16 protein-coding genes are annotated in these 19,765 nt (G+C 74.7%); 6 read left to right on the plus strand and 10 right to left on the minus strand.

Going from position 1 to position 19,765, the window contains the following annotated elements; translation table 11 throughout:
- Nucleotides 1–30 precede the first annotated feature (30 nt).
- The 3 genes from ABEA15_RS17745 to ABEA15_RS17755 all read right to left on the minus strand — a co-directional run bounded on the left by ABEA15_RS17745 (nucleotide 31) and on the right by ABEA15_RS17755 (nucleotide 2,692).
- Entirely contained in the window at nucleotides 31–1,029 is a 999-nt protein-coding gene (locus ABEA15_RS17745) for a coiled-coil domain-containing protein (RefSeq protein ID WP_344141569.1), read from the minus strand.
- Between the two features lie 205 nt (nucleotides 1,030–1,234).
- Nucleotides 1,235–1,792 carry a peptide deformylase gene (def, locus tag ABEA15_RS17750; protein ID WP_345557660.1) on the minus strand — a complete coding sequence of 186 codons (558 nt, stop codon included), beginning with the start codon at nucleotides 1,790–1,792 and terminating at the stop codon, nucleotides 1,235–1,237.
- Between the two features lie 90 nt (nucleotides 1,793–1,882).
- Nucleotides 1,883–2,692: a nucleotidyltransferase domain-containing protein gene (locus ABEA15_RS17755; RefSeq protein WP_345557662.1), complete on the minus strand. Its 810-nt coding sequence runs from the start codon at nucleotides 2,690–2,692 to the stop codon at nucleotides 1,883–1,885.
- 963 nt (nucleotides 2,693–3,655) lie between these two features.
- Between ABEA15_RS17755 and ABEA15_RS17760 the strand changes: the two genes are divergently transcribed.
- Together ABEA15_RS17760 and ABEA15_RS17765 are read left to right on the plus strand one after the other, a co-directional pair.
- The gene (locus tag ABEA15_RS17760; RefSeq protein WP_344141566.1) at nucleotides 3,656–4,336 is read left to right on the plus strand and encodes a sirohydrochlorin chelatase; all 681 of its coding nucleotides are present in this window, start codon (nucleotides 3,656–3,658) and stop codon (nucleotides 4,334–4,336) included.
- 498 nt (nucleotides 4,337–4,834) lie between these two features.
- A complete protein-coding gene (locus ABEA15_RS17765; RefSeq protein WP_344141564.1) occupies nucleotides 4,835–5,767 on the plus strand; it encodes an aminoglycoside phosphotransferase family protein in 933 nt (310 codons plus the stop codon).
- Between the two features lie 232 nt (nucleotides 5,768–5,999).
- Here the strand turns inward: ABEA15_RS17765 and ABEA15_RS17770 are convergent, their stop codons facing one another.
- Together ABEA15_RS17770 and ABEA15_RS17775 are read right to left on the minus strand one after the other, a co-directional pair.
- Nucleotides 6,000–6,674 (minus strand): response regulator, encoded by a 675-nt coding sequence (locus ABEA15_RS17770; RefSeq protein WP_344141563.1) that lies wholly within the window; start codon nucleotides 6,672–6,674, stop codon nucleotides 6,000–6,002.
- A gap of 10 nt (nucleotides 6,675–6,684) precedes the next feature.
- Entirely contained in the window at nucleotides 6,685–9,300 is a 2,616-nt protein-coding gene (locus ABEA15_RS17775; protein ID WP_345557664.1) for an ATP-binding protein, read from the minus strand.
- Between the two features lie 139 nt (nucleotides 9,301–9,439).
- Here ABEA15_RS17775 and ABEA15_RS17780 point away from each other — a divergent pair, with 139 nt between their 5' ends.
- Nucleotides 9,440–10,366 carry a hypothetical protein gene (locus tag ABEA15_RS17780; protein WP_345557666.1) on the plus strand — a complete coding sequence of 309 codons (927 nt, stop codon included), beginning with the start codon at nucleotides 9,440–9,442 and terminating at the stop codon, nucleotides 10,364–10,366.
- A gap of 376 nt (nucleotides 10,367–10,742) precedes the next feature.
- Here ABEA15_RS17780 and ABEA15_RS17785 read toward each other — a convergent pair whose 3' ends face one another.
- Both ABEA15_RS17785 and ABEA15_RS17790 read right to left on the minus strand, forming a co-directional pair.
- A complete protein-coding gene (locus ABEA15_RS17785; protein WP_345557668.1) occupies nucleotides 10,743–11,699 on the minus strand; it encodes a quinone oxidoreductase family protein in 957 nt (318 codons plus the stop codon).
- A gap of 126 nt (nucleotides 11,700–11,825) precedes the next feature.
- Complete coding sequence (locus ABEA15_RS17790) at nucleotides 11,826–12,650, minus strand: enoyl-CoA hydratase-related protein (protein ID WP_345557670.1); 825 nt, start codon at nucleotides 12,648–12,650, stop codon at nucleotides 11,826–11,828.
- 201 nt (nucleotides 12,651–12,851) lie between these two features.
- On the opposite strand from ABEA15_RS17790, the gene ABEA15_RS17795 reads away from it, so the two are divergent.
- On the plus strand, nucleotides 12,852–13,436 hold the full coding sequence (locus ABEA15_RS17795; protein ID WP_345557671.1) for a hypothetical protein: 585 nt from the start codon (nucleotides 12,852–12,854) through the stop codon (nucleotides 13,434–13,436).
- A gap of 35 nt (nucleotides 13,437–13,471) precedes the next feature.
- On the opposite strand, the gene ABEA15_RS17800 is transcribed toward ABEA15_RS17795, so the two are convergent.
- Nucleotides 13,472–14,269: a protein phosphatase 2C domain-containing protein gene (locus ABEA15_RS17800; protein ID WP_345557672.1), complete on the minus strand. Its 798-nt coding sequence runs from the start codon at nucleotides 14,267–14,269 to the stop codon at nucleotides 13,472–13,474.
- A gap of 177 nt (nucleotides 14,270–14,446) precedes the next feature.
- On the minus strand, nucleotides 14,447–15,328 hold the full coding sequence (locus tag ABEA15_RS17805; protein WP_345557673.1) for an SCO6745 family protein: 882 nt from the start codon (nucleotides 15,326–15,328) through the stop codon (nucleotides 14,447–14,449).
- Between the two features lie 218 nt (nucleotides 15,329–15,546).
- On the opposite strand from ABEA15_RS17805, the gene ABEA15_RS17810 reads away from it, so the two are divergent.
- The gene (locus ABEA15_RS17810; protein WP_345557674.1) at nucleotides 15,547–17,019 is read left to right on the plus strand and encodes a carboxylesterase/lipase family protein; all 1,473 of its coding nucleotides are present in this window, start codon (nucleotides 15,547–15,549) and stop codon (nucleotides 17,017–17,019) included.
- A gap of 279 nt (nucleotides 17,020–17,298) precedes the next feature.
- On the opposite strand, the gene ABEA15_RS17815 is transcribed toward ABEA15_RS17810, so the two are convergent.
- Nucleotides 17,299–17,823, minus strand: coding sequence for an inorganic diphosphatase (locus ABEA15_RS17815; protein WP_345557675.1), 525 nt, complete (start codon nucleotides 17,821–17,823; stop codon nucleotides 17,299–17,301).
- A gap of 455 nt (nucleotides 17,824–18,278) precedes the next feature.
- On the opposite strand from ABEA15_RS17815, the gene ABEA15_RS17820 reads away from it, so the two are divergent.
- Complete coding sequence (locus ABEA15_RS17820) at nucleotides 18,279–19,757, plus strand: SDR family oxidoreductase (RefSeq protein WP_345557677.1); 1,479 nt, start codon at nucleotides 18,279–18,281, stop codon at nucleotides 19,755–19,757.
- The last annotated feature ends 8 nt before the right edge of the window (nucleotides 19,758–19,765 follow it).

Genomic DNA, 19,765 nt, shown 5'->3' on the forward strand with positions numbered 1-19,765 from the left:
CGCGTGCGCCTCCCGTGACCGCCGCCGGCGTCAGTACGAGGAGATGTGCACGTGGTCGTAGTGGTTGGCGGTGATGCTGCCGCGGTCGTTCATCATCTCCCAGCCGGCACCGGGGTTGGCGGAGTGCCAGATGCGCTGCTCCCAGATGATGTACATCACACCCAGCCGGTCGGCGTTGGCCTGGGCGTAGTCGGCGATCTGCTGGCCGAGCTGCTGGTTGGCCGCCGAAGGGGTCGCTCCGCCCGAGCTCATCATGAAGTCGCAGGCGCGACCGGAGCCGTGGTCGCCGGAGTCGCCGGGGCGCAGGCAGCCGACGGGGTAGGGCGCGCCGAACTCGCGGACGATCTCGTCGCGGATCGCGGCCATGCGCGGCGTGGCGCCGTCCCAGCCCCAGCCCTGCGCGCCCGCCGGGATGCTGCCCGTTCCCGAGCCTCCCGACGACCCGCCGGCGGGGTCGGGGACCTGCTCCTCCTCGTACTTCTCGATCTTGGCCAGGACCTCGTCGCGCTGGGACTCCAGGTCCTCGACCAGCTCTTCGGCGTCTTTGAGCTTGCCGTCGGCCTTCTCGACGGCGTCAGCGCGCTCCTCGCGCAGGTCCACGAGGTCGGCGACCCGCTCGCTGTGGTTGGCCGAGACCTGGCTCGCCATGGCGGCGTTGTCGAGCATGTTCTGCGGTTCGCTGCTCATCACCACCTCGACGGTGGGGTCGAGCCCGCTGCTCATGTACTGGGCGGCCGCCAGGCCGGCGACGTCCTCGCGGTACCTGCCGAGCTCCTCGTCGACCTTTTCCAGCCGCTTCTGGGCCTTCTCGGCGTCGTCCTTGGCGTCTTCGTACTGCACCAGCTCGGTGTCGTACTCCTCCTCAAGGGAGTCGGCGCGCTCGTTGAGCTCCTCCAGGCTCGGCTTCTCGTCGTCCTCGGGGTCGGCATAGGACGAGGTGGCGGGGAGCAGCAGGGCGGCCGCGGCGGCGAGGCCGGGCAGCAGGAGAGCGCGTCGGCGCCGGGGGAGGGGTGGGTTCGGTCTGTGCATGGATGTCACCTGATGTCGGTCGCGGACCGGCCGGAAGGGGGCACACGGGGGCGAATGGTGCGCGCGGGAACGATGAGGGCGGGGGGCCGCGCGATGCTCAAGCAGACGATACGAGACCGTGACGTTACCTGGCTAGCGGTCGCCCGACACTACCCCGCCGCGCGCGGTCGGTGCGACGGCGTCCCGCCGGCCGCCGCGGCCGCCCTCAGGCCGGTCCGCCCAGGCCGCTGGGGAGGGTCTGCGCACTCGGCTGCGGCGCCGGATCGGCGCCCAGGAACCAGGCGGAGCGCCGCACCGCGCGCATGGCCTCGCGGCGGGTGTCGCGGTCGAGGCGGTCGATGTAGAGCCGGCCGTCGAGGTGATCGGTCTCATGCTGCAGACAGCGCGCCATCAGGCCTTCGCCTTCGAGGGTGACCGGCTCGTTGCGCAGGTCTACACCGGTGACGACGGCGCGCTCGGCCCGCCGGGTCGGAAACGCCAGCTCCGGCAGCGACAGGCAGCCTTCCTCGCCGTCCTGGACCTCCTCGGACAGCTCGGCGATCTCGGGGTTGATCACGTAGCCGATCCGCCCGTCGACGTTGTAGCTGAACACACGCAGTCCCGACCCGATCTGCGTCGCCGCGACGCCGGCGTGGCCGGGCTCGTCGACGGTGTCGAGCAGGTCGCGGACCAGCGCCTCGGTGTGCCGGCCGAACGAGGTGACAGGGGAGGTGGGAGTCACGAGAACGGGATCGCCGAACAGGACGATGGGGCGCTTGCTCATGAACTCCAGGTTAGCCGGGCGCGGGTGCGGGACGGCGCGCGCGTGGCCGTACGAAGGTGCGGGGGCCGCGTCGGCGCCGTGCGGGCGCGCTCAGGCCGGCTGCCGCCGCAGGGCGTCGTCCAGGACCATCTCGATGTAGTCCAACGCGGCCCGCCGGCGGCCCAGCGCGCTCTGGTACAGCGAGGGCAGGCGGCTGTCGCGGCGGACCCGCAGGCACTCGTTGAGGATGCGCTGCCAGCACTCCGGGAACGCGTGGAGGGCGTACATGCCCGCCGCTGATTTGGAGGTGATCTCGCCGGTCCGCAGGGTGAAGTGCAGCCGGCTGACACTCAGCACGCTCCAGGACGGCGCGAGCGAGCCCAGCGCCGCAAGGCCGCGCGGGCTGACCATGCGCCCGGCCTTGGCGCGCCAGCGGCGCCACTGCTCGTCGAGGTTGCCCAGCGACCAGGCGCGCAGGCTGGCCGGGTTGTCCCACACGTCCAGCTCCACCGGCAGCGGGCCGCGGACGGTCACGCCGCGCTCGGCGAGGACGTGCCAGGTCACGGGGTTGACGTCGGCACTGGCGCGGGTCTTGAACCGGCCGCCCAGCACCGAGGCGACGGGGCCGCAGTCGGCGGGGTCGTCGGCGAGGTCGTCCCAGGTGACGTGGATGCCGTTGAACTGGGGGCGGGGGATTTCGGCGCGGGTGCGCGCGTGGGCCCGGCGCAGCGCCTCGTTGTCGTCGCCGGTGGCGCGGCGCGAGGTGACCACCACGAAGTCGACGTCGCTGGCGTGCGGCCGGAAGTCGCCCAGGGCCACCGAACCCGCCAGGTACAGGCCCTGGACCAGTCCCGGCGCCTCGTCGTCCACGTTGCGAAGGAAGGCCTGGGCAAGGCTCTGCACTCGCGGGTGGGTCGCCATGTGGTCTCCAGTCGTGGTCGTGCTCGGTCGGGGCGTCGGCCGGCCGCGGGCGGTCCGGGCCCCGCCCGGGTGCGAAGCCGGCGGACGGTGACCGGATCCGGCCGCCGCGGCGCGGGCCCGGAAGCGGTCCGTTCGTGCTCAGCGCAGCATAGGGCCAGGTCGTGTCCCTGTTTTCACAGTCTGAGAGGCGCACCGGACTCATGGCAAGTGATGGCGCCGGATCCGCATCCAGTCCCCCGCACGCCGGTGGTGCCAAGGGTAGAGGATGAAGTGGTGCCAACCCCCTTGTCCGTGATCGGGGAGTAGTGGTAGAGGCCCGCCCACCGTTTCGCGCCCGCGCGAGGCCCAGCCGGTTATCCCGGCTATCTCAGGGGCCATCGGGTGCGCGCCCCGCAGTCGCCTCCTGACTCCTGCGCGGTTGCGCGCCGGGCGGCCCGTCATCGGCCGCGGCCCGTACCGGAACCCGTCTCGGTCCCGGGAACGTGGCCGATTGTTTGCACCTGCATTTGCAAGGGCGCGGAAAGTAATCCCGGAGTCAATGCACATGCGGTGCGGCATCAAGTGCGAGGTGCACCGGGGGATTCCATTCCTCCGGCGCCCCGCATCTGCAGAGAGGTTTCGGGGCAAACGCCCTGTTCCGACTGATCGGGGGACTCGATCCGGCTGCAGGGCCCCGTATCGGGAAAGTGACGAGCGCGACTCCGGCGGCTATGGAAATGCCGATCTCGAACCGTTAACATCTCGTGTTGTACGAGCGTACAACAGGGTGGTTTCGACGAGCCCGACTGCGGTGAAACTTCGTTCCAAGCGGTCCCGCTCTCGAACTCGACCCCCTATCCCGTTGTCCTTCACCTGCCAGTGATCATTTTTCGCATGCGTAACACGAGGTCATTCGGGCGAAACGGCCGCGTCCTAGGCTGTCGCACCAGGATCGGCGTTCCCGGCGATTTCAAGGAGATGGATATGGTGCCCACCATGGTGCTCGTCGCGGACGATTCTCAGGACACCGACCGCAAGGAGGCCCTGCAGGGCCTGGCTGACGCCGTCGCGCAACGGGGCGAGGCCCCGGTTGTTCCGGCGTTCGGCTCCGGCGGCGATGTGCGCCGGGCCGTCGACTCCGTCGAGGGGCCGATGGTGGTCGTGCCGGCCTTTGTTGCGGGCGGCGACTTCGCCAGTTCCCTGGTGTTCTCCGATCTCGACCTCGAAGGCCGCTTCGACGCCTGCCCGACCGCGCCGCTCGGTGCGGTGCCCTCGATCGTGGCGGATCTGGCGGGGCGGCTCGTCGAGTCCGGATGGTCCTCCGGCGACGGGGTCGTGCTCGCAGCCGACGGAAGCACCGGTCAGGAGGAGCGCCAGAGCGTCACCGACGTCGCCCGCATGCTCAGCCGTCGGCTCGGCTCGCCGGTCCAGGTGGGCTATCTGAACTCCTGGGCGCCTTCGGTCGGCGACGCGGTCGAGCGGTTGCGGCGCAACGGGCGCGACCGGGTCGCCGTCGCGGCCTGGCGCCTGGTCGAGGGGCGCGACTACGAGCGGCTGCACGAGATGGGCGCGACCTCGGTCACCGCCCCGCTGTGGCCCTCCGAGATCGTCGTCGACAGTCTGCTGGCCCAGCATCGTGCGGCCAAGGCGCGCCTGGCGGCCTGAGCCGCCTTCGCCTCGGCGGCCGCGGGCACGGGAGGTGCGGGCGGGAGCGGGTTCCGGGCAGCGCCGACCGGGATCCGCTCCCGCCCGCAGGCCTGTCGCGGGCCGACCGGCTCGGGAGCCGACGCCGCGCGGTGATGCGGTAGCGTGATCGTTCCGCTGCCGACCGTAACCCCGCCGGGTTCGGCGCCAAGCCGACGCTCGATCCCCGGAGCCGCCGCAGGAGGTGACCAGCCGGATGCGCGGCGTCGTGCTCCTCCGGGCTTCCGGGCAGGCGGCCCGGCCCGCCCCGCTGCCCCGCCGTCCGGGCGTCACGTGCCGCCTCGCGATCGCCGATCGGGCCGCCGTTCCTCCCCCGACCAGGGAAAGGGAGGAGAGGCCCGCGAGTGGGTAGGTCCGCGGGTGCGTCCCGCGCCTTTAGCCGCGCACCGACGACTCGGGGTGGTCGCAGTCCGGTAGCGCAGCCATGCCCAGGGGCAGGCCGATGCACAAGGTGGGCAGATGAACGACATAACACAGCAGCTTGTCGACGAGCAGCAGAAGCAGCGGCTGGTCCGCAGGTTCGGGACCGGCGCCATCGCCTGGCTGGCCGACCTGCCCGCCCTGGTCGACGAACTGGCCGCGCAGTGGGACCTCACCGTCCAAGGGCCCGCACCGCACGGGCGCACCTCGGTGGTGCTGTTCTGCCGCCGCGCCGACGGCACCCCCGCGATCCTCAAGGTCTCGCCCGACCCCGCACTGGGCACCTCCGAGGCCCGCGTGCTGCGGCTGTGGCAGGGCACCGGCCGGGTACCGGCCGTCTGGGAGGTCGACCCCGAGCGCAGCGCCGTACTGCTGGAGGCCGTAGGCAAGGGGCGCACGGTCGCGCTGGTGGGTGAGGTCCCGGACATGGCCGAGATCGCCGCGCTGATCTCGGACCTGCACTCGGTGAACGTGCCCTGCAACGACCTCGGCCAGCTGCATCCGCTGAACAGCCGGATGAACTTCATCTTCGACATGTGGGAGCGCGAGCGCCAGAACGGGCGCGCCGCCGAGATCGTCCCGCCGTCGGCCATGCACCGCGGCCACGCCCGCGCCCGCGACCTCTCCCATGCCGAGGACGAGGACGACGGCGGCGCCGTACCGCTGCACGGCGACCTGCACCCCGGCAACGTGCTCTACGGCGGGCCCGAGCGCGGCTTCGTCGCGGTCGACCCCCGCGCCTGCATCGGCGACGGCGCCGCCGACGCGGTCGACTGGGCGGTGTGGCAGGCCCAGGACCTGGAGGAGGTCGACCGCCGGGTGGCCGTGCTGGCCGCGGGCATCGGCGTGCGCGGCGAGCGGCTGATGGCCTGGTGCCGCGCCTGCGCCCCGCTGTTCGCCGTGGCCGCCGCCAACCGGGGGCGCGCCGACACGCCCCACTTCGCGATGCTGATGCGGCTGGCCGCGGGCTGAAGGCCGCGGCCGCCGACCGCCGCGTGCCTGCGGCCCGTGGCGCACTCGGGTGCCCCGCGCCCGGGGCGCGCAGCGCCGCTCTTCCGCGCGGGGCGCAGCGTTGGGGACCGGTGCCGCTCCCGCACGGCTGAGGAAGGAATGTCGGGGCGGGTCCCCTGTCGACCGGCGAGAACGCAGCGGGAGTGGTGCCGGGGCGCCGCGCGCAGGAGCACAGCGACCCGGCAGACACGCCCTACCCCTTCTCGAACCGGTAGCCCATGCCCGCCTCGGTGATGAGGTACAGCGGGTGTGCCGGGTCGGGTTCGAGCTTGCGGCGCAGCTGGGCCATGTAGACCCGCAGGTAGTTGGTCTCGCTCTGGTAGTTGGGCCCCCACACCTCGTGCAGCAGCTGGCGTTGGCTGATCAGCCGCCCGGCGTTGCGTGCCAGCACCTCCAGGATGTGCCACTCCGTGGGGGTCAGCCGCACCTCCTCGTCGCCGCGGGTGACGCGCTTGGCGCCGAGGTCCACGGTGAACGCGGCGGTGGTCACCACCGGCGCCTCCTCGACGTGCATGGAGCGGCGCTGCGCCGCGCGGATGCGGGCCATCAGCTCGTCCATGCCGAACGGCTTGGTGACGTAGTCGTCGGCGCCGGCATCCAGGGAGCGCACCTTCTCGCTGGAGGAGTGGCGGGCCGAGAGCACGATGATGGGCACCGAGGTCCAGGCGCGCAGACCCTCGATGACCTCGCCGCCCTCCATGTCGGGCAGGCCCAGGTCCAGCAGTACGACGTCGGGCGGGTGCTTGGCCGCGGCCTGCAGCGCGGAGGCGCCGTCGAAGGCGGTGTCGACGTCGTAGCCGCGCGCCCGCATGTTGATCCGCATGGCCCGGATGATCTGCGCGTCGTCGTCGACGACCAGGATCCGCATTCGTCACACCCTACGTTTCGGAGGAGGCGCCGTCGGGCGCGGTGGGGGAGCCGCCGGAGGGCCCCTGGTCGGCGGCCGCCGCCGCGGGCGGTACCGGCGCGCCGCCGCGCGCGGGGTCGGCCGTGGTGCTGTGCAGCGTGAAGACCATGGTCAGGCCGCCGCCCGGGGTGTCCTCGGCGGTGAGCGTGCCGTCCATGGCCTCGGTGAATCCGCGCGCGACCGCCAGACCCAGCCCGATCCCGGTGCCCCGGGGAGCGTCGCCGAGGCGCTGGAAGGCCTCGAAGATGCGGTCCTTGTGCTCGTCGGGAACCCCGGTCCCGTGGTCGGCGACCCGCAGTTCGACGGTGTCGCCCAGGGCGCTGGCCGACAGGCGGATGGCCGGCCGGCCGGGCGGGTTGTGGCGCGCGGCGTTCTGCACCACGTTGGCCACCGCGCGCTCCAGCAGCCCGGCGTCGGCGCGCACCCGGGGCAGGCTGTCGGGCACGTCGACGTGCACGGTGTGCGGTGGTATCCCGATCAGCGTGGCCGGGACGACCTCCTCCAGGCCCACCGCGCGGATCTTGGGCTGGACGGTGTCGGTCTGCAGCCGACTCATGTCCAGCAGGTTGTCGACCAGGCTGTTCAGCCGGTCGGTGGACTCCTCGATGTTCTCCAGCAGCTCGCCGCGGTCGTCCTCGTCCAGCTCGATGTCGACGGAGCGCAGGCTGGAGACGCTCGCCTTGATCGAGGTGAGCGGAGTGCGCAGGTCGTGGGAGACGGCCGCGAGCAGTGCGGTGCGGATCTTGTTGCGGGCGGCCTGGCGCTTGGCCTCGGCGGCGTCGCGCGCCAGGCGCTGGCGCTCCAGCGCCATACCGATGTGGGTGGCGAAGGCGCTGAGGATGCGCCGGTCGGAGGCCGGAAGCACGTGCCCGTGCAGGGCCAGTGCGAGGGAGTCGCTGACCGAGACCAGCGCGTCGGCCTGGTCGGGGGACTCGCACGGGGCCCCGCCCACGGACTCCACGTTGGTCCACCCGCCGCTGTCCTCCTGGCGCAGGAGCGTGACCGAGCGCTGGCCGAAGGTCTCGCGGATGCGGCGCAGCAGCGCCGGCAGCGGTTCCTGGCCGTCGATGACGCTGCCGGCCAGCAGGCTGAGCGTGCTCGCCTCGGCCTTGGACCGGCTGGCCTGCATGGCGCGGCGTTTGGCCAGGTCGACCACGAACGCGACGAGCACGCCGACCAGGATGAACACGGCCAGCGCGATCCCGTTGCCGGGGCGGTCGATGGCCAGCCCGTACAGCGGGGGTGTGAACAGGAGGTCCAGCAGCAGTGTGCTCCACACCGCGCACATCAGCGCCGGCCACAGCCCTCCGGTCATGGCCGCGGCGATGGTGGAGACCAGGAACAGCAGGACGTGGGTGGTCAGCCCGGCCCCCGCGGTCATCGGCAGCTGCAGGGCGGCGGCCAGGAGCACCGGGCCGAGCACGCCGATGATCCAGCCCCAGACCTGCCGGGCGCGGCTCAGGGAGCCCGGGCGGGGCGGCAGCAGGTTGCGCCCGCGCCCCACCTCCTCGTGGGTGACGATGTGCACGTCGATGTCGCCGGACTCGCGGGCCACCGTGGCGCCCACGCCGGGACCGAAGATGTACTGCCAGGCGCGCCGGCGCGAGGAGCCCAGCACGATCTGGGTGGCGTTGACGCCGCGGGCGAACTCCAGCAGCGCGGTGGGGATGTCGTCGCCGATGACCTGGTGGTAGGTGCCGCCCAGCTCGGCGAGCAGCTTGCGCTGCCCGGTGATGACGTCGGGCAGCGGATGGGCGAGGCCGTCGCTGGCGACCACGTGCACGGCCATCAGGTGGCTGGGCTGGGGCCGTCCGCCGCGGGAGCGGGCGGCCACGCGGGCGGCGCGGCGGATCAGGGTCTCGCCCTCGGGTCCGCCGGTCAGCGCCACCACCACCCGCTCGCGGGCCTCCCAGGTCTGGCGGATCTTGTGCTCGCCACGGTAGAGCGCCAGGCCCTCGTCGACGCGGTCGGCGACCCACAGCAGCGCCAGCTCGCGCAGGGCGGTCAGGTTGCCCTCGCGGAAGTAGCTGGAGAGGGCGGCGTCGATCTTCTCGGCGGGATAGATGTTGCCGTGGGACATCCGCCGGCGCAGCGCGTGCGGGGACATGTCGCACAGCTCGATCTGGTCGGCGCGCCGGACGATCTCGTCGGGGATGGTCTCGTGCTGGCGCACCCCGGTGATCTGGCGTACGACGTCGTTCAGGGACTCGACGTGCTGGATGTTCAGCGTGGTGATCACGTCGATGCCGGCGTTGAGCAGCTCGTCGACGTCCTGCCACCGCTTGGCGTTGCGGGTGCCGGGGGTGTTGGTGTGGGCGAAGTCGTCGACGACCGCCACCCGCGGCGCGCGCCGCAGCAGCGCGTCGAGGTCGAGCTCGCCGGGGCCGCCGCCGGGCTGCGCCGCGCGCGGCAGCTGTTCCAGGCCGTCGAGCAGCTCGGCCGTGCGGGGGCGGTCGCGGGTCTCGACCAGGCCGATCACGACGTCGGTGCCGCGCTCGCGGCGCCGGTGCGCCTCGCCCAGCGCGGCGAAGGACTTGCCGACGCCGGGAGCGGCGCCCAGATAGATGCGGAGCTTGCCACGTGCCACAACTCCATTGTGCGGCGAATCCGCCGGGTGGGCGAAGCGCCTCCCGGAACCTGTGGACGGCGGTCGCGGGCGGCGATCCCGGCGCGGGCGGCGGGGCGGGAGAATGGACGCGCCCATCCCTCGGCCCGGAGGTGCCGCAATGGCCGCAGAGCCGCCCTTCCCGCCCTCCTACCCGGGCGGGCGGTACGGGCCGCCGCCGGGCGGCGCGGACTCTCCCTTCCCCGGTCCGCCGGGCGGGCCGCTGCCGCCGCGCGTCCCGGGCGGACCGCGGCCGGGCACGCCGGCGCGCCCGGCGGGTGATCCGGGCGGCGCAGGGGCGGGGAGTCCGCCGGGCCCGCAGCAGGACGGCGCCGCGCCGGCCGGCCCTGGCCGGGCTGCGCCGCGCCTGGCCGCCGAGGTCGACGCCGCGGTCTCGGTCGCCGTCGTCGCCGGATCCGCGTGGTTCGCCCTGCGCGGCGACCCGCCCTACGCCGACATCGCCGCGTGCGAGGACCTGCTTCCCGCCGGGGCCGCCGACCACGTGCCCGGGATCACCGGCGCCGCATTCAACGGCGTCGTCGTGACCGGGGCGCGCATCGAGGACTCCGACCCGCACGTCGTGCAGGAGGCGCGGTGCTCGGAGTCCGACGAACCGGCCGCCCGCTTCCCGATGTGGGTCGGCGTGCGCCGCTTCCGCCCTGCGACCCGGGAAGCCGACTACGCGGTCCTGCGGCGCGTGCTCGACCGCGAGCGGGTCGAGCTGGCCGGCGGCGTCGAGGTCGGCTCCACCGGGCGCGCCGCCGACACCTACTTCTTCGCGGGCGCCGCCGACGTCGAGGTCCGTCGGCTGGACGCGGGCGACGAGGGGTTCTCGATCGCCTACTCCGACGCCGAGGACGCGCCGATGCTGGAGGCCGCCGGCGGCGGCGACACCTGGGCCGTCGCCCAGTTCCGGGACCGCAACCTCATGGTGCAGGTCGTCTTCCACGGCACGGCGGCGATGAGCCTCGGCGAGAAGGTGGAGGCGGTCACCGGGATGGCCCGCCTGGTCGAAGGCCGCGCCGCAGCCACCGGGCGCACCGTCTAGCTGTACTCCGCCCTCGGGTCGGTGACACCGGCGCCGGCCGTCGGTCCATAGCGACGGCCTCCAGTGCGGTGGAGACAGCCGTCTGCACACCACTGGAGGCCGTCACGGCCCACGCCGGCGCACGCCTGACCGCCTTTCCGCCGCTACGACGCCGAAGGCACAGCCCGACCGTGCTGGACCACCGCCGCACCCACGCAGCGGTCCCGACGGCATCGCCGCGGCCGCCCGGCGGGTGTCAGCGCGGCGTCGGAGTGGACAGCGCAGGGCGTCGAGGGCATTCCGGCCGGTGGGACGCGCGACCTCCACACCGAATACCGGAGGCCCTCTCTCATGCCGGTGCCGGGGGCGCCGTTCACGACCTCGATGGTCAGTACGGCTAGCGGGTCGGGTCCAGGACCAGCTTGCCCCGGGTGGCGCGCGAGCGCAGGTCCTCGTGCGCGCGGCGGGCCTCGCCGAGCGGGTACTCGCCGCCGAGCACGGCGCGCAGGCGGCCCGCGCGCACCAGGTCGAACATCTCGGCCATCGCGCGCCCGACCACGTCGCCGGGCAGCTGGAAGGCGTGCGGCAGCCACATGCCGCTGACCGTCGCGGAGTGGCGCATCAGGTTGGGCAGCTGCACCGGTTTGGGCGCCTCGCGCGAGGCCATGCCGTAGAAGGCGAGCCGGCCGAACGGCGCCAGCGCGCGCAGGCTCTCGTCGGTGACGCGGCCGCCGGTCATGTCCAGCACCGCGTCCACGCGGCGGCCCTCGTTGGCCTCGACCAGGGCGGTGGTCATGTCCTCGGCGCGGGAGTCCACCGCCGCGTCGGCCCCCAGCTCCAGGGCCAGCTCGCGCTTGTCGGCGCTGCCGGCGGTGGCGATCACCCGGCCGGCGCCGAAGGTCCTGGCCAACTGGACCGCGATCGAGCCCACGCCGCCCGCGCCGGCGTGCACGACGACGGACTCGCCCTCGGCCAGGTGCACGTTGCGCCGCAGCAGCACCCAGGCGGTGGAGCCCTGGACGAGCAGCGCGAGCGCGGTGCCCGCGTCGACCCCGTCGGGGATGTCGACGGCCATGCCGGCGGGCGCCACCGCCCGCTCCGCGTAGCCCCCGCTCTCGACCATGGCCACCACCCGGCGCCCGTCGGGCGTGCGCCCGACGACCTCGCTGCCGGGCACCAGCGGCAGGGCGCTGCTGGAGAGGTAGGTGTCCTCGACGCGGTGGGTGTCGGCGTAGTTGACGCCGGAGCGCTCGACCTCGACGAGGAGGTCGCCGGGGCCGGGTACCGGGTCGGGGAGGTCGGCGGGGCGCAGGACCTCGGGGCCGCCGAACTCGGTGATCTGGATCGCTCGCATAGCGGTGCTGTCTCCCAACGTGGTGTCGACGGGCCGGCCACGCCACAGACCGACCGGATGGTATGTGCCGAGCCTAGTCGTGCGCCTCGCCCGCTCGGTCCAAGGGGGGCAGCGGCGTGTCGGGACTCACTCCCGCGCGCCGAGGCCGGGGAACCTCGGCGGCCGCTTCTCCAGGTAGCTGCCGATGCCCTCGGCGAAGTCCTCGGCGGCGAAGGCGTCGGCCATCAACCCGGCGGACTCGTCGGCGGCGTCGTCGAAACCGGCCTCCTGGGCGCGCAGGACCTGGCCCTTGACCGCGGCCATCGAGCGCGGCGAGCACTCGGACGCCAGCACGCCGGCGTAGGACAGCGCCTCGGCGAGGACGTCCTCGCGCGGCGGGGAGAAGTCCACCAGCCCCATGCCGCGGGCCTCTGCGCCCAGCACCACGCGGGAGGACAGCAGCAGGTCCATCGCCCGGCCCTGGCCTACCAGCCGCGGCAGCTGCCAGGCGGCCCCGTACTCGGCCACCAGGCCGCGCCGGCTGAAGGAGGTGGTGAGCTTGGCGTCGTCTGCGGCGAAGCGGACGTCGCAGAAGAGCGCGAGCACCAGCCCGACCCCGGCGGCCGAGCCGTTGACGGCGGCGACGACCGGTTTGCGCAGTCTCGCCGGCGCGGCCATCGACCGCCCGTCGACCTCGATCCGGGCGCCGCTGATACCGCTGAGCGTGTCCATGTCGGCTCCGGCGCAGAATGCCCGCCCGGCGCCGGTGATGACGATCGCCCGCACCGCGGGGTCGTCGTCGGCCTCGCGCAGCAGCGCGAAGAGCCGCTCGGCCATCCCGGGGGTCCAGGCGTTGAGCCGGTCCGGACGGTTCAGGGTCAGCAGCAGCACGCCGCCGTCGCGTTCGCTCAGCACGGGCGCGGGGTGGGCGCCGGCCTCCTCGGGCGGGGGCTGGTCGGTGGTGCGGGCCATCGCGGTCCTCCCGTTCGTCGCTGCGGTCGCCGTGCCGGGGGCGCGACCGGTCGGGGTGCGGCCGGCTCCGGACCGCCGGTCGGCCAGATCCTACGGGCAGGGCACCGGAGGTTCGTTACTCCCGCAACACGGACAAATCAGGTACATTCCCTTTGGCACTACCGGCCCCGGGGTCGAAGCACACGGTGAGGGAGCCGTCCCGTGGCACTCGCGCGCACACGGATCTACACCGACGACACGCGCCTGTTCTGGTTGCAGCTGGGCAAGGTGGCGCTCGGGGGTGCCGCGCTGTTCACCGGCTTCTGGGTGTTCGGCGTCCACGACGCGGTGCTGTGGTCCAGTGCGGGGATCTCGGTCGCGAGCCTGGCGGCGATGATCCTGCTGGCCTGGCGCACCCGCGTATCCTACGGCCGCGTGCGCTTCGTCCTGGACGGCACCACTCTGCACTACCGCCGCGGGGCGCGCGGGGACCGCTCGGAGAGCCGCCGCTACGACCTGGACGAGATCGCCAGCGTCCAGCTGCGGATGCACGTCGGCAGCGCGCAGTCGCTGGAGTTCGGGTTCAACAGCCACGGGCTGCCCGAGCTGCGGATCGAGACGCTGGACGGGCAGGCCGACCGCTACCGGGTGCTCGCGCTCGACCTCGAAGGGTGCGAGGAGTTCCGCAGTTTCGTCACCCACGTGTGCGACAGCGGCGGCATGGAGAAGCGCAGTCCGGGCACGAACGGCACCGACGCGGTGATCGACCGCTGGGACAACCCGGCGTGCCCGCGAACGGTGTCCTGAGCTTTCCGCCGCGGGCCGGGTGCCGCGCCGCGATCTCACACCGGCTCCGCGGCGGGCGCGCCGAACGCGCCGGCGACCACCGTCGCGTCGTCGTGGCGCTTGCCGTGGGCGACGCCGCGGCGCTCCTCCTCGGCGCGCACCCAGGCGACCAGGGAGTCGGGGCCTTCCGCCTCCAGGAAGCGCCAGATCCGCCGCCACGGGTGCCCGTAGTGGTCGGCCAGCCGGGCGCAGCCGTCGGTCATCAGCGCGAACCCGGCACCGGCGGTACGCGACACCCCGGTGACCGCGCGGTAGGCCGCCTCGGGTACCGCGCCCGCCACCCAGAACCCGCCCTCGGTGTTGCGGTGCGCGCGGACCAGGCCGGCGCTGTAGGGGCGGCCGCCGGGAAGGCGCTCCACGCGGTCGTCGGTGGCCGCGGCGACCTCTCCGCTGCGCTCGGCCAGCAGCACCGTGCAGTCGGCGAGCACCAGGTACTCGACCCGGCGCTCCCCGGTCGGCGCACCGGAGGCCGGGCCGCCGGGCTCGGGCCGCGCGACGGCGACGGTGGCCGACGGGCTGTCGGGGTTGTCCAGGTCGCAGGTGCCGCCGTGGGCGCGGCGCGCGGACTCGATGGCGGCGGCCAGGCAGTCGGCCAGCGGCGCGGGGCGCTCGGCGGACAGCTCGGCGACGAGCCCGCCGCACAGCCGGTCCACCAGCCAGGAGACGCCGTGCCGGCAGCCGGAGTCCACGGCGGGCGGTGCCGTCGCGCCGTCGATCACCAGCGCCCAGTCGGAGCCGGCGCACACCCGGTCCTCGTTGGCCGGGCCCTGCCCCTGCTCGCTCGCGAAGCTCATGCGCACCTCAACAGCCTAGGAGACGCCCGGAGGCCGCTCCCGGACAGACACCGGCGGGCCGCGCCCCACGCCTGCGACGCGACCGCGCGGCGCCGCGCGCCGAACCCGCCCGCGAGCCCCGCCGGGGGTGGCGCCGGGGGTGGCGCGCGGGAGGGGGAGCGCCTTTCCAGCGGCCTTCTAAGTGCGGCTCCGGGAGCCCGGGACGAGGCCCTCTGCCCGGAAAGCCTCGGCGAAGGGGGCGGTGAGCTCCGCGAGGCGCTCGCACCCCCGGGCCCCGATCGCCGCGTAGGGCCCGGCGGAGAGGACGTCGGTGCGCGTCTCCAGATCCGCGCGCAGGGTGCGCCCGGCCTCGGTCAGCGCGAGCGCGCCCTCCGGGTCGGCGGTGACCAGCCCGCGCCCGACCGCGCCGCGGATGCCCTCGGCCCACTCCTCCTCGCTCCAGCCGCGGCTCCTGCGCAGGAACGACGTCTTCATCGCGCCCGTGGCGGCGTGTGTTGCCAGCGCCTCCAGCGGTGCGAGTCGCGCGTCGACGAGGGTCGCGATGTGGCCGTCGCCGCGGAACTCGCGCAGCAGGGTGGCGGCGTGCCAGAGCACCGTGTGCGGCTCGCCGGGCCACTCCAGTCCGGCGTGGCCGGCGAAGAGCGGGCGCCCGGGCGTCAGGCCGGCTGCGGCCTCCGCGGCCGTACGGGCCAGCCCGGCGGCCTCCTTCATCCGCTCCGAGCCCGCGGCGTCCTCGCCGAGGACGCGGCGCAGGACCTGGTCGGCGACGTCGAGTCGGGTCCGAAGCACGGTCTCGGGCGCGGCCAGCGACCACGCCCTCGGGATGGCGGAGCCCACGAGAGCGGGGCTGAAGCTGTAGAACGCCGCCGTCACCGTGCCCGGGTCCACGGCGCCCATGGCCGCCGACCGGGAGGCGAAGTAGGCCAGGGCGCGGTCGTCCAGCCCGATCGCGGCATAGCGCTCCCGGGCCTCCGGTGCGAAGTAGACGGGGATGTGGATCGGCTCCAGGGCCGACCAGGCGGTACGGGCGAGCTCGGGGGACGGTGCGTCGTCGGGCATGGCGCTCTCCTGATCTCGTCGGGGCGGGCGGGGCGTGCGGGTGCCGCCGGCGGGGCGCGGACGCCGCGGGACCCGCGCCCGCCCCGCAAGGCTAGACAGGGCCGCCCGGCGGGCCGAGACCGCCCCACGGGTTGACACCGACCGGTCGGTTTGCGTAGGAACGACAACGGCGGCGCGCCGGTCGGCGGCCCGCCCGGCGACCGCGAACGGGAGCGCTCATGGAGGCTTCGGCCACGACCACGTCCGGGCGCGTCAGCGGCGCCGTCGAGAGCGGTGTGAGCGTGTTCCGCGGCATCCCCTACGCGGCGCCCCCGGTGGGGGAGGCGTGCTTCGCGGCACCGCGCCCGCCGGAGCCGTGGGCGGGCGTGCGCGAGGCGGTCGAGTACGGGCCGACCGCGCCCCACCCGCCCTACGAGGCCGGCATGGCCGACGAGCTGCCCGAGCGCGACATCCCCGGACCCGAGTGCCTCAACCTCAACGTGTGGACCCCCGGCACCGGGGAGCGCGGCCTGCCGGTCATGGTGTGGGTCCACGGCGGCGCGTTCACCAACGGGTCCGGCGCCGAACCCGCCTACGAGGCGCGGGCCTTCGCCCGCAGCGGCGTCGTCGCGGTCACCCTGAACTACCGGCTGGGGGCCCAGGGCTTCGCCCTGGTCGAGGGCGCACCCGCCAACCGCGGGCTGCTCGACCAGATCGCGGCGCTGGAGTGGGTCCGCGACAACATCGCCGCGTTCGGCGGCGATCCCGACCGCGTCACCGTCTTCGGTGAGTCCGCCGGCGCCATGAGCGTGGTCACCCTCATGGCGATCCCGCGTGCACGCGCACTGTTCCGCCGCGCCGTCGCCCAGTCGGGCGCGGGCCACAACACGGTCTCCGCCGAGGACGCCGCCACCGTGGCACGGGTGCTCGCCGAGCGCCTGGGCGTGCGGCCGACCGCCGCCGACCTGGTCGGCGTGCCGCAGAAGCGCCTGCACGAGGAGCAGTCGCGCATCGCCGCCGACCTGCGGGGCGACGTCGACACCCGCGTGTGGGGCGGGCGGCTGCCGGTCCTGGGCACACTGCCGTTCTCACCCGCCGTCGACGGCGAGGTGCTCGCCGAGCGGCCCGTCGACGCGCTGCGCGCGGGCGCGGGCGGCGACAAGGACCTGCTGATCGGCACGACCACCGAGGAGCACCGGCTCTTCCTCGTCGCGCCCGGCCTGATCGACCACCTCCGCGAGAGGCACGTCACCGCGCAGGCCGACCGGCTCGGGCTGGCCCCGGGGGCCGCCGAGGAGTACCTGCGCCGCGCCCCCTCGCCGGGTGACGCCTACGCGGAGCTCGGTACCGACGCCGTCTTCCGCATCCCCGCCTACCGCGCCCTGGAGGCGCGCGCGGCGGCGGGCGGGGGCGGGCGCACCTACGGCTACGAGTTCGCCTGGCGCTCTCCCCGCTTCGGCGGACGGCTGGGCGCCTGCCACGGGCTTGAGGTCCCGTTCGTCTTCGACAACCTCCCCGGACCGGACGAGCCCCGGCAGCTCGCCGCCGACATGCACTCGGCCTGGGTCCGCTTCGCCTCCACCGGCGACGCCGACTGGCCGCGGTGGGACGCGCAGCGGCGCCCGTTCATGCGCTTCGACGCCCCGGAGCCGGCGGTGGTCCACGACCCGGGCGCCGAGACGCGCCGCCTGTGGGAGGGGCTGCGCGACTAGCCGGCGGAGCGGCGGAGCGGTGGGCGGAGTCCCGCCGGGCCGCTCGGGCGTGTTCGACGGGTCCGTGGCGGGCGGCGCACCCGGGTGCGCCGCCCGCCACCGGCGGCAGAGGCGCGAAGCGCCGTTCGTCGGGCGCGGGGCGCTGCGGCAGTCACCGGCGCCGCTCCCGCGAGTCCCGGGGAGGGATACAGGGCGGGTCTCCTGGGCGACCGGCGAGGACGCAGCGGAGCGGTGCCGGTGCGCCGCGCGAGAGGACGGCGACCCCTCGGACACGCCCTCCTAGAGCGAGGGCGTCTCGGCCTCGGCGGACTCGACGGCCTCGGCGGACTCGCGCGCCCGCTGCTGGGCCGCCTCCACGGTCTCCTCGGCGGAGGCGCGGTCCTGCCATCCGCGGACCTCCGAGCTCTTGCCCGGCTCCAGCCGCTTGTAGATGTCGAAGAAGTGCGTGATCTCCTGGAGCTGGAACTCCGGCATGTTGCGCAGGTCGCGGATGTGGTCCAGGCGCGGGTCCCCTACGGGCATGCACAGGATCTTGGCGTCGGGTCCCCGCTCGTCCTGCATCCAGAACACCGCGACCGGCCGCACCCGCACGACGCATCCCGGGAAGGAGCGCTTCTCCAGCGGGACCATGGCGTCCAGCGGCTCGCCGTCCTCGGCGAGGGTGCCCGGGATGTAGCCGTAGTCCGCGGGGTACTGCGTCGAGGTGAACAGCGTCCGGTCGAGCCGGATGCGGCCCGCCTTGTGGTCCATCTCGTACTTGTTCTGCGACCCCTGCGGGATCTCGACGATCATGTCGAGTTCCATCCGAACCCCCTCCTCGCGGTGTTCCGGTAGTGGCGCCGGAGCGGCTGACACGGCGGTCGCCGCCCCTCCTCTCCCGGCGCGCCGGCGCGGCTCGTGCCGGGGCGCCCACGCGCCCGAGCGCACCCGCCGCGCCGGTCGCCACGCCGAACGCTACCCCCGGTCGGCGGGGGAGCGCGGGCCGCCCTCCCCGCGGGCGGGACCCGAAGCGGGCCGGCGGCGCCCGGCACCGGCCGCTGCGGCCCCCTACCCGCGATCACCGGGCGCGTGCGCGCCGGACCGCCGCGGTGCGGTAGACACACGCGACACCGGCGAGGGCGGCCGGTTCCGTGCCGCGCCCCGAGTGGGCCGCAGAGGCGTCCCCGCCCGCCGTGTTCGCGGCCCCGGGTACCGGGCAGGGGGACAGCAGGCTACCGCGGGACCGCAGGTCACCGCGATACGGCGACGGGGGGCCGGCCATGCGCGTACTGGTGACAGGAGCCACCGGCTACATCGGCGGCCGGCTGGTGCCCGAGCTGCTCGAAGCGGGCCACACCGTCCGGTGCATGGCCCGGTCGGTGGAGAAGCTGCGCGACCACCCCTGGCGCGGCGAGGTCGAGGCCGTGGGCGGCGACGTGCTGGACCCGGCCGGCCTGGACGAGGCGCTGGACGGCGTCGACGCCGCCTACTACCTGGTCCACTCCATGGGCGGCGGCGCCGCGTTCGCCGAGCGCGACGCCCGCGGCGCGCGCAACTTCGCGGCCGCGGCCGAGCGGGCGGGCCTGTCCCGGATCGTCTACCTCGGCGGACACGCGCCCGACCGCGGCCGCTCCTCCTCGCACCTGGCGTCCCGCGAGGAGGTCGCCGGCATCCTCCTCGACTCGGCGGTCCCAGCGGCCGTGCTGCGCGCCGCCGTGATCATCGGCTCCGGCTCCGCCTCCTTCGAGATGCTGCGCTACCTCACCGAGCGGCTGCCCGTGATGACCACGCCGCGCTGGGTGCGCACCCGCGTCCAGCCCATCGCCGTGCGCGACGTCCTGCGCCTCCTGGTCGGGGCGGCCGAGCTGCCGCGCGAGGTCGACCGCGGGTTCGACGTCGGCGGACCCGAGGTCCTCACCTACGCGCAGATGATCCGCCGCTTCGCCCGGATCGCGGGTGTGGGGCGGCGCCTCATCCTCCCCGTCCCGGTCCTCACCCCGGGCCTGTCGAGCCTGTGGGTCGGCCTGGTCACCCCGGTCCCCGGCGCGATCGCCCGGCCGCTGGTGGAGTCCCTGCGCAGCGAGGCCGTCTGCCTCGACGACGACCTGGCCGACATGCTCGGCGACCACGAGCGCCTCGGCTTCGACGACGCCGTCCGCCTCGCGCTGCGCCGCATCCGCGAGGCCGCGGTGGCCACGCGCTGGTCCTCCGCCGCATGGCCCAGCGCGCCCAGCGACCCGATGCCCACCGACCCCCGATGGGCCGGCGGCTCCCTCTACTGCGACCAACGCAGCGTCCGGGCGCATGCCCGCGCCTCCGCGCTGTGGCCGGTCGTCGAGGGCATCGGCGGCGACCGCGGCTGGTACTCCTGGCCGCCCGCCTGGGCCGTCCGGGGACTGATCGACCGCGCCGCCGGCGGGGTGGGGCTGCGCCGCGGCCGCCGCGACCCCGGGCGCCTGCGGGTGGGCGACTCCCTGGACTTCTGGCGGGTCGAGGAGATCGAGCGGGGCGCTCTGCTGCGGCTGCGGGCCGAGATGCGGCTGCCCGGCCTGGCCTGGCTGGAGCTGCGCGTGGAGGACGAGGGCGGGGCCGCCGTCCTGCACCAGCGGGCGCTGTTCCATCCCCGCGGCCTGGCCGGGCACCTCTACTGGTGGGGGCTGCTGCCCGTGCACAGGCTCGTGTTCCGGCAGATGGCGGCCGGCATCGCGGCGCAGGGGGAGCGGGAGGCCGCGCCGGGAGCGGATGCGGCCCCGGCGTGAGCCGGTGC

Origin of the sequence: Streptomonospora halophila (assembly GCF_039542725.1) — a bacterium.
Classification (GTDB): Bacteria; Actinomycetota; Actinomycetes; order Streptosporangiales; family Streptosporangiaceae; genus Streptomonospora; species Streptomonospora halophila.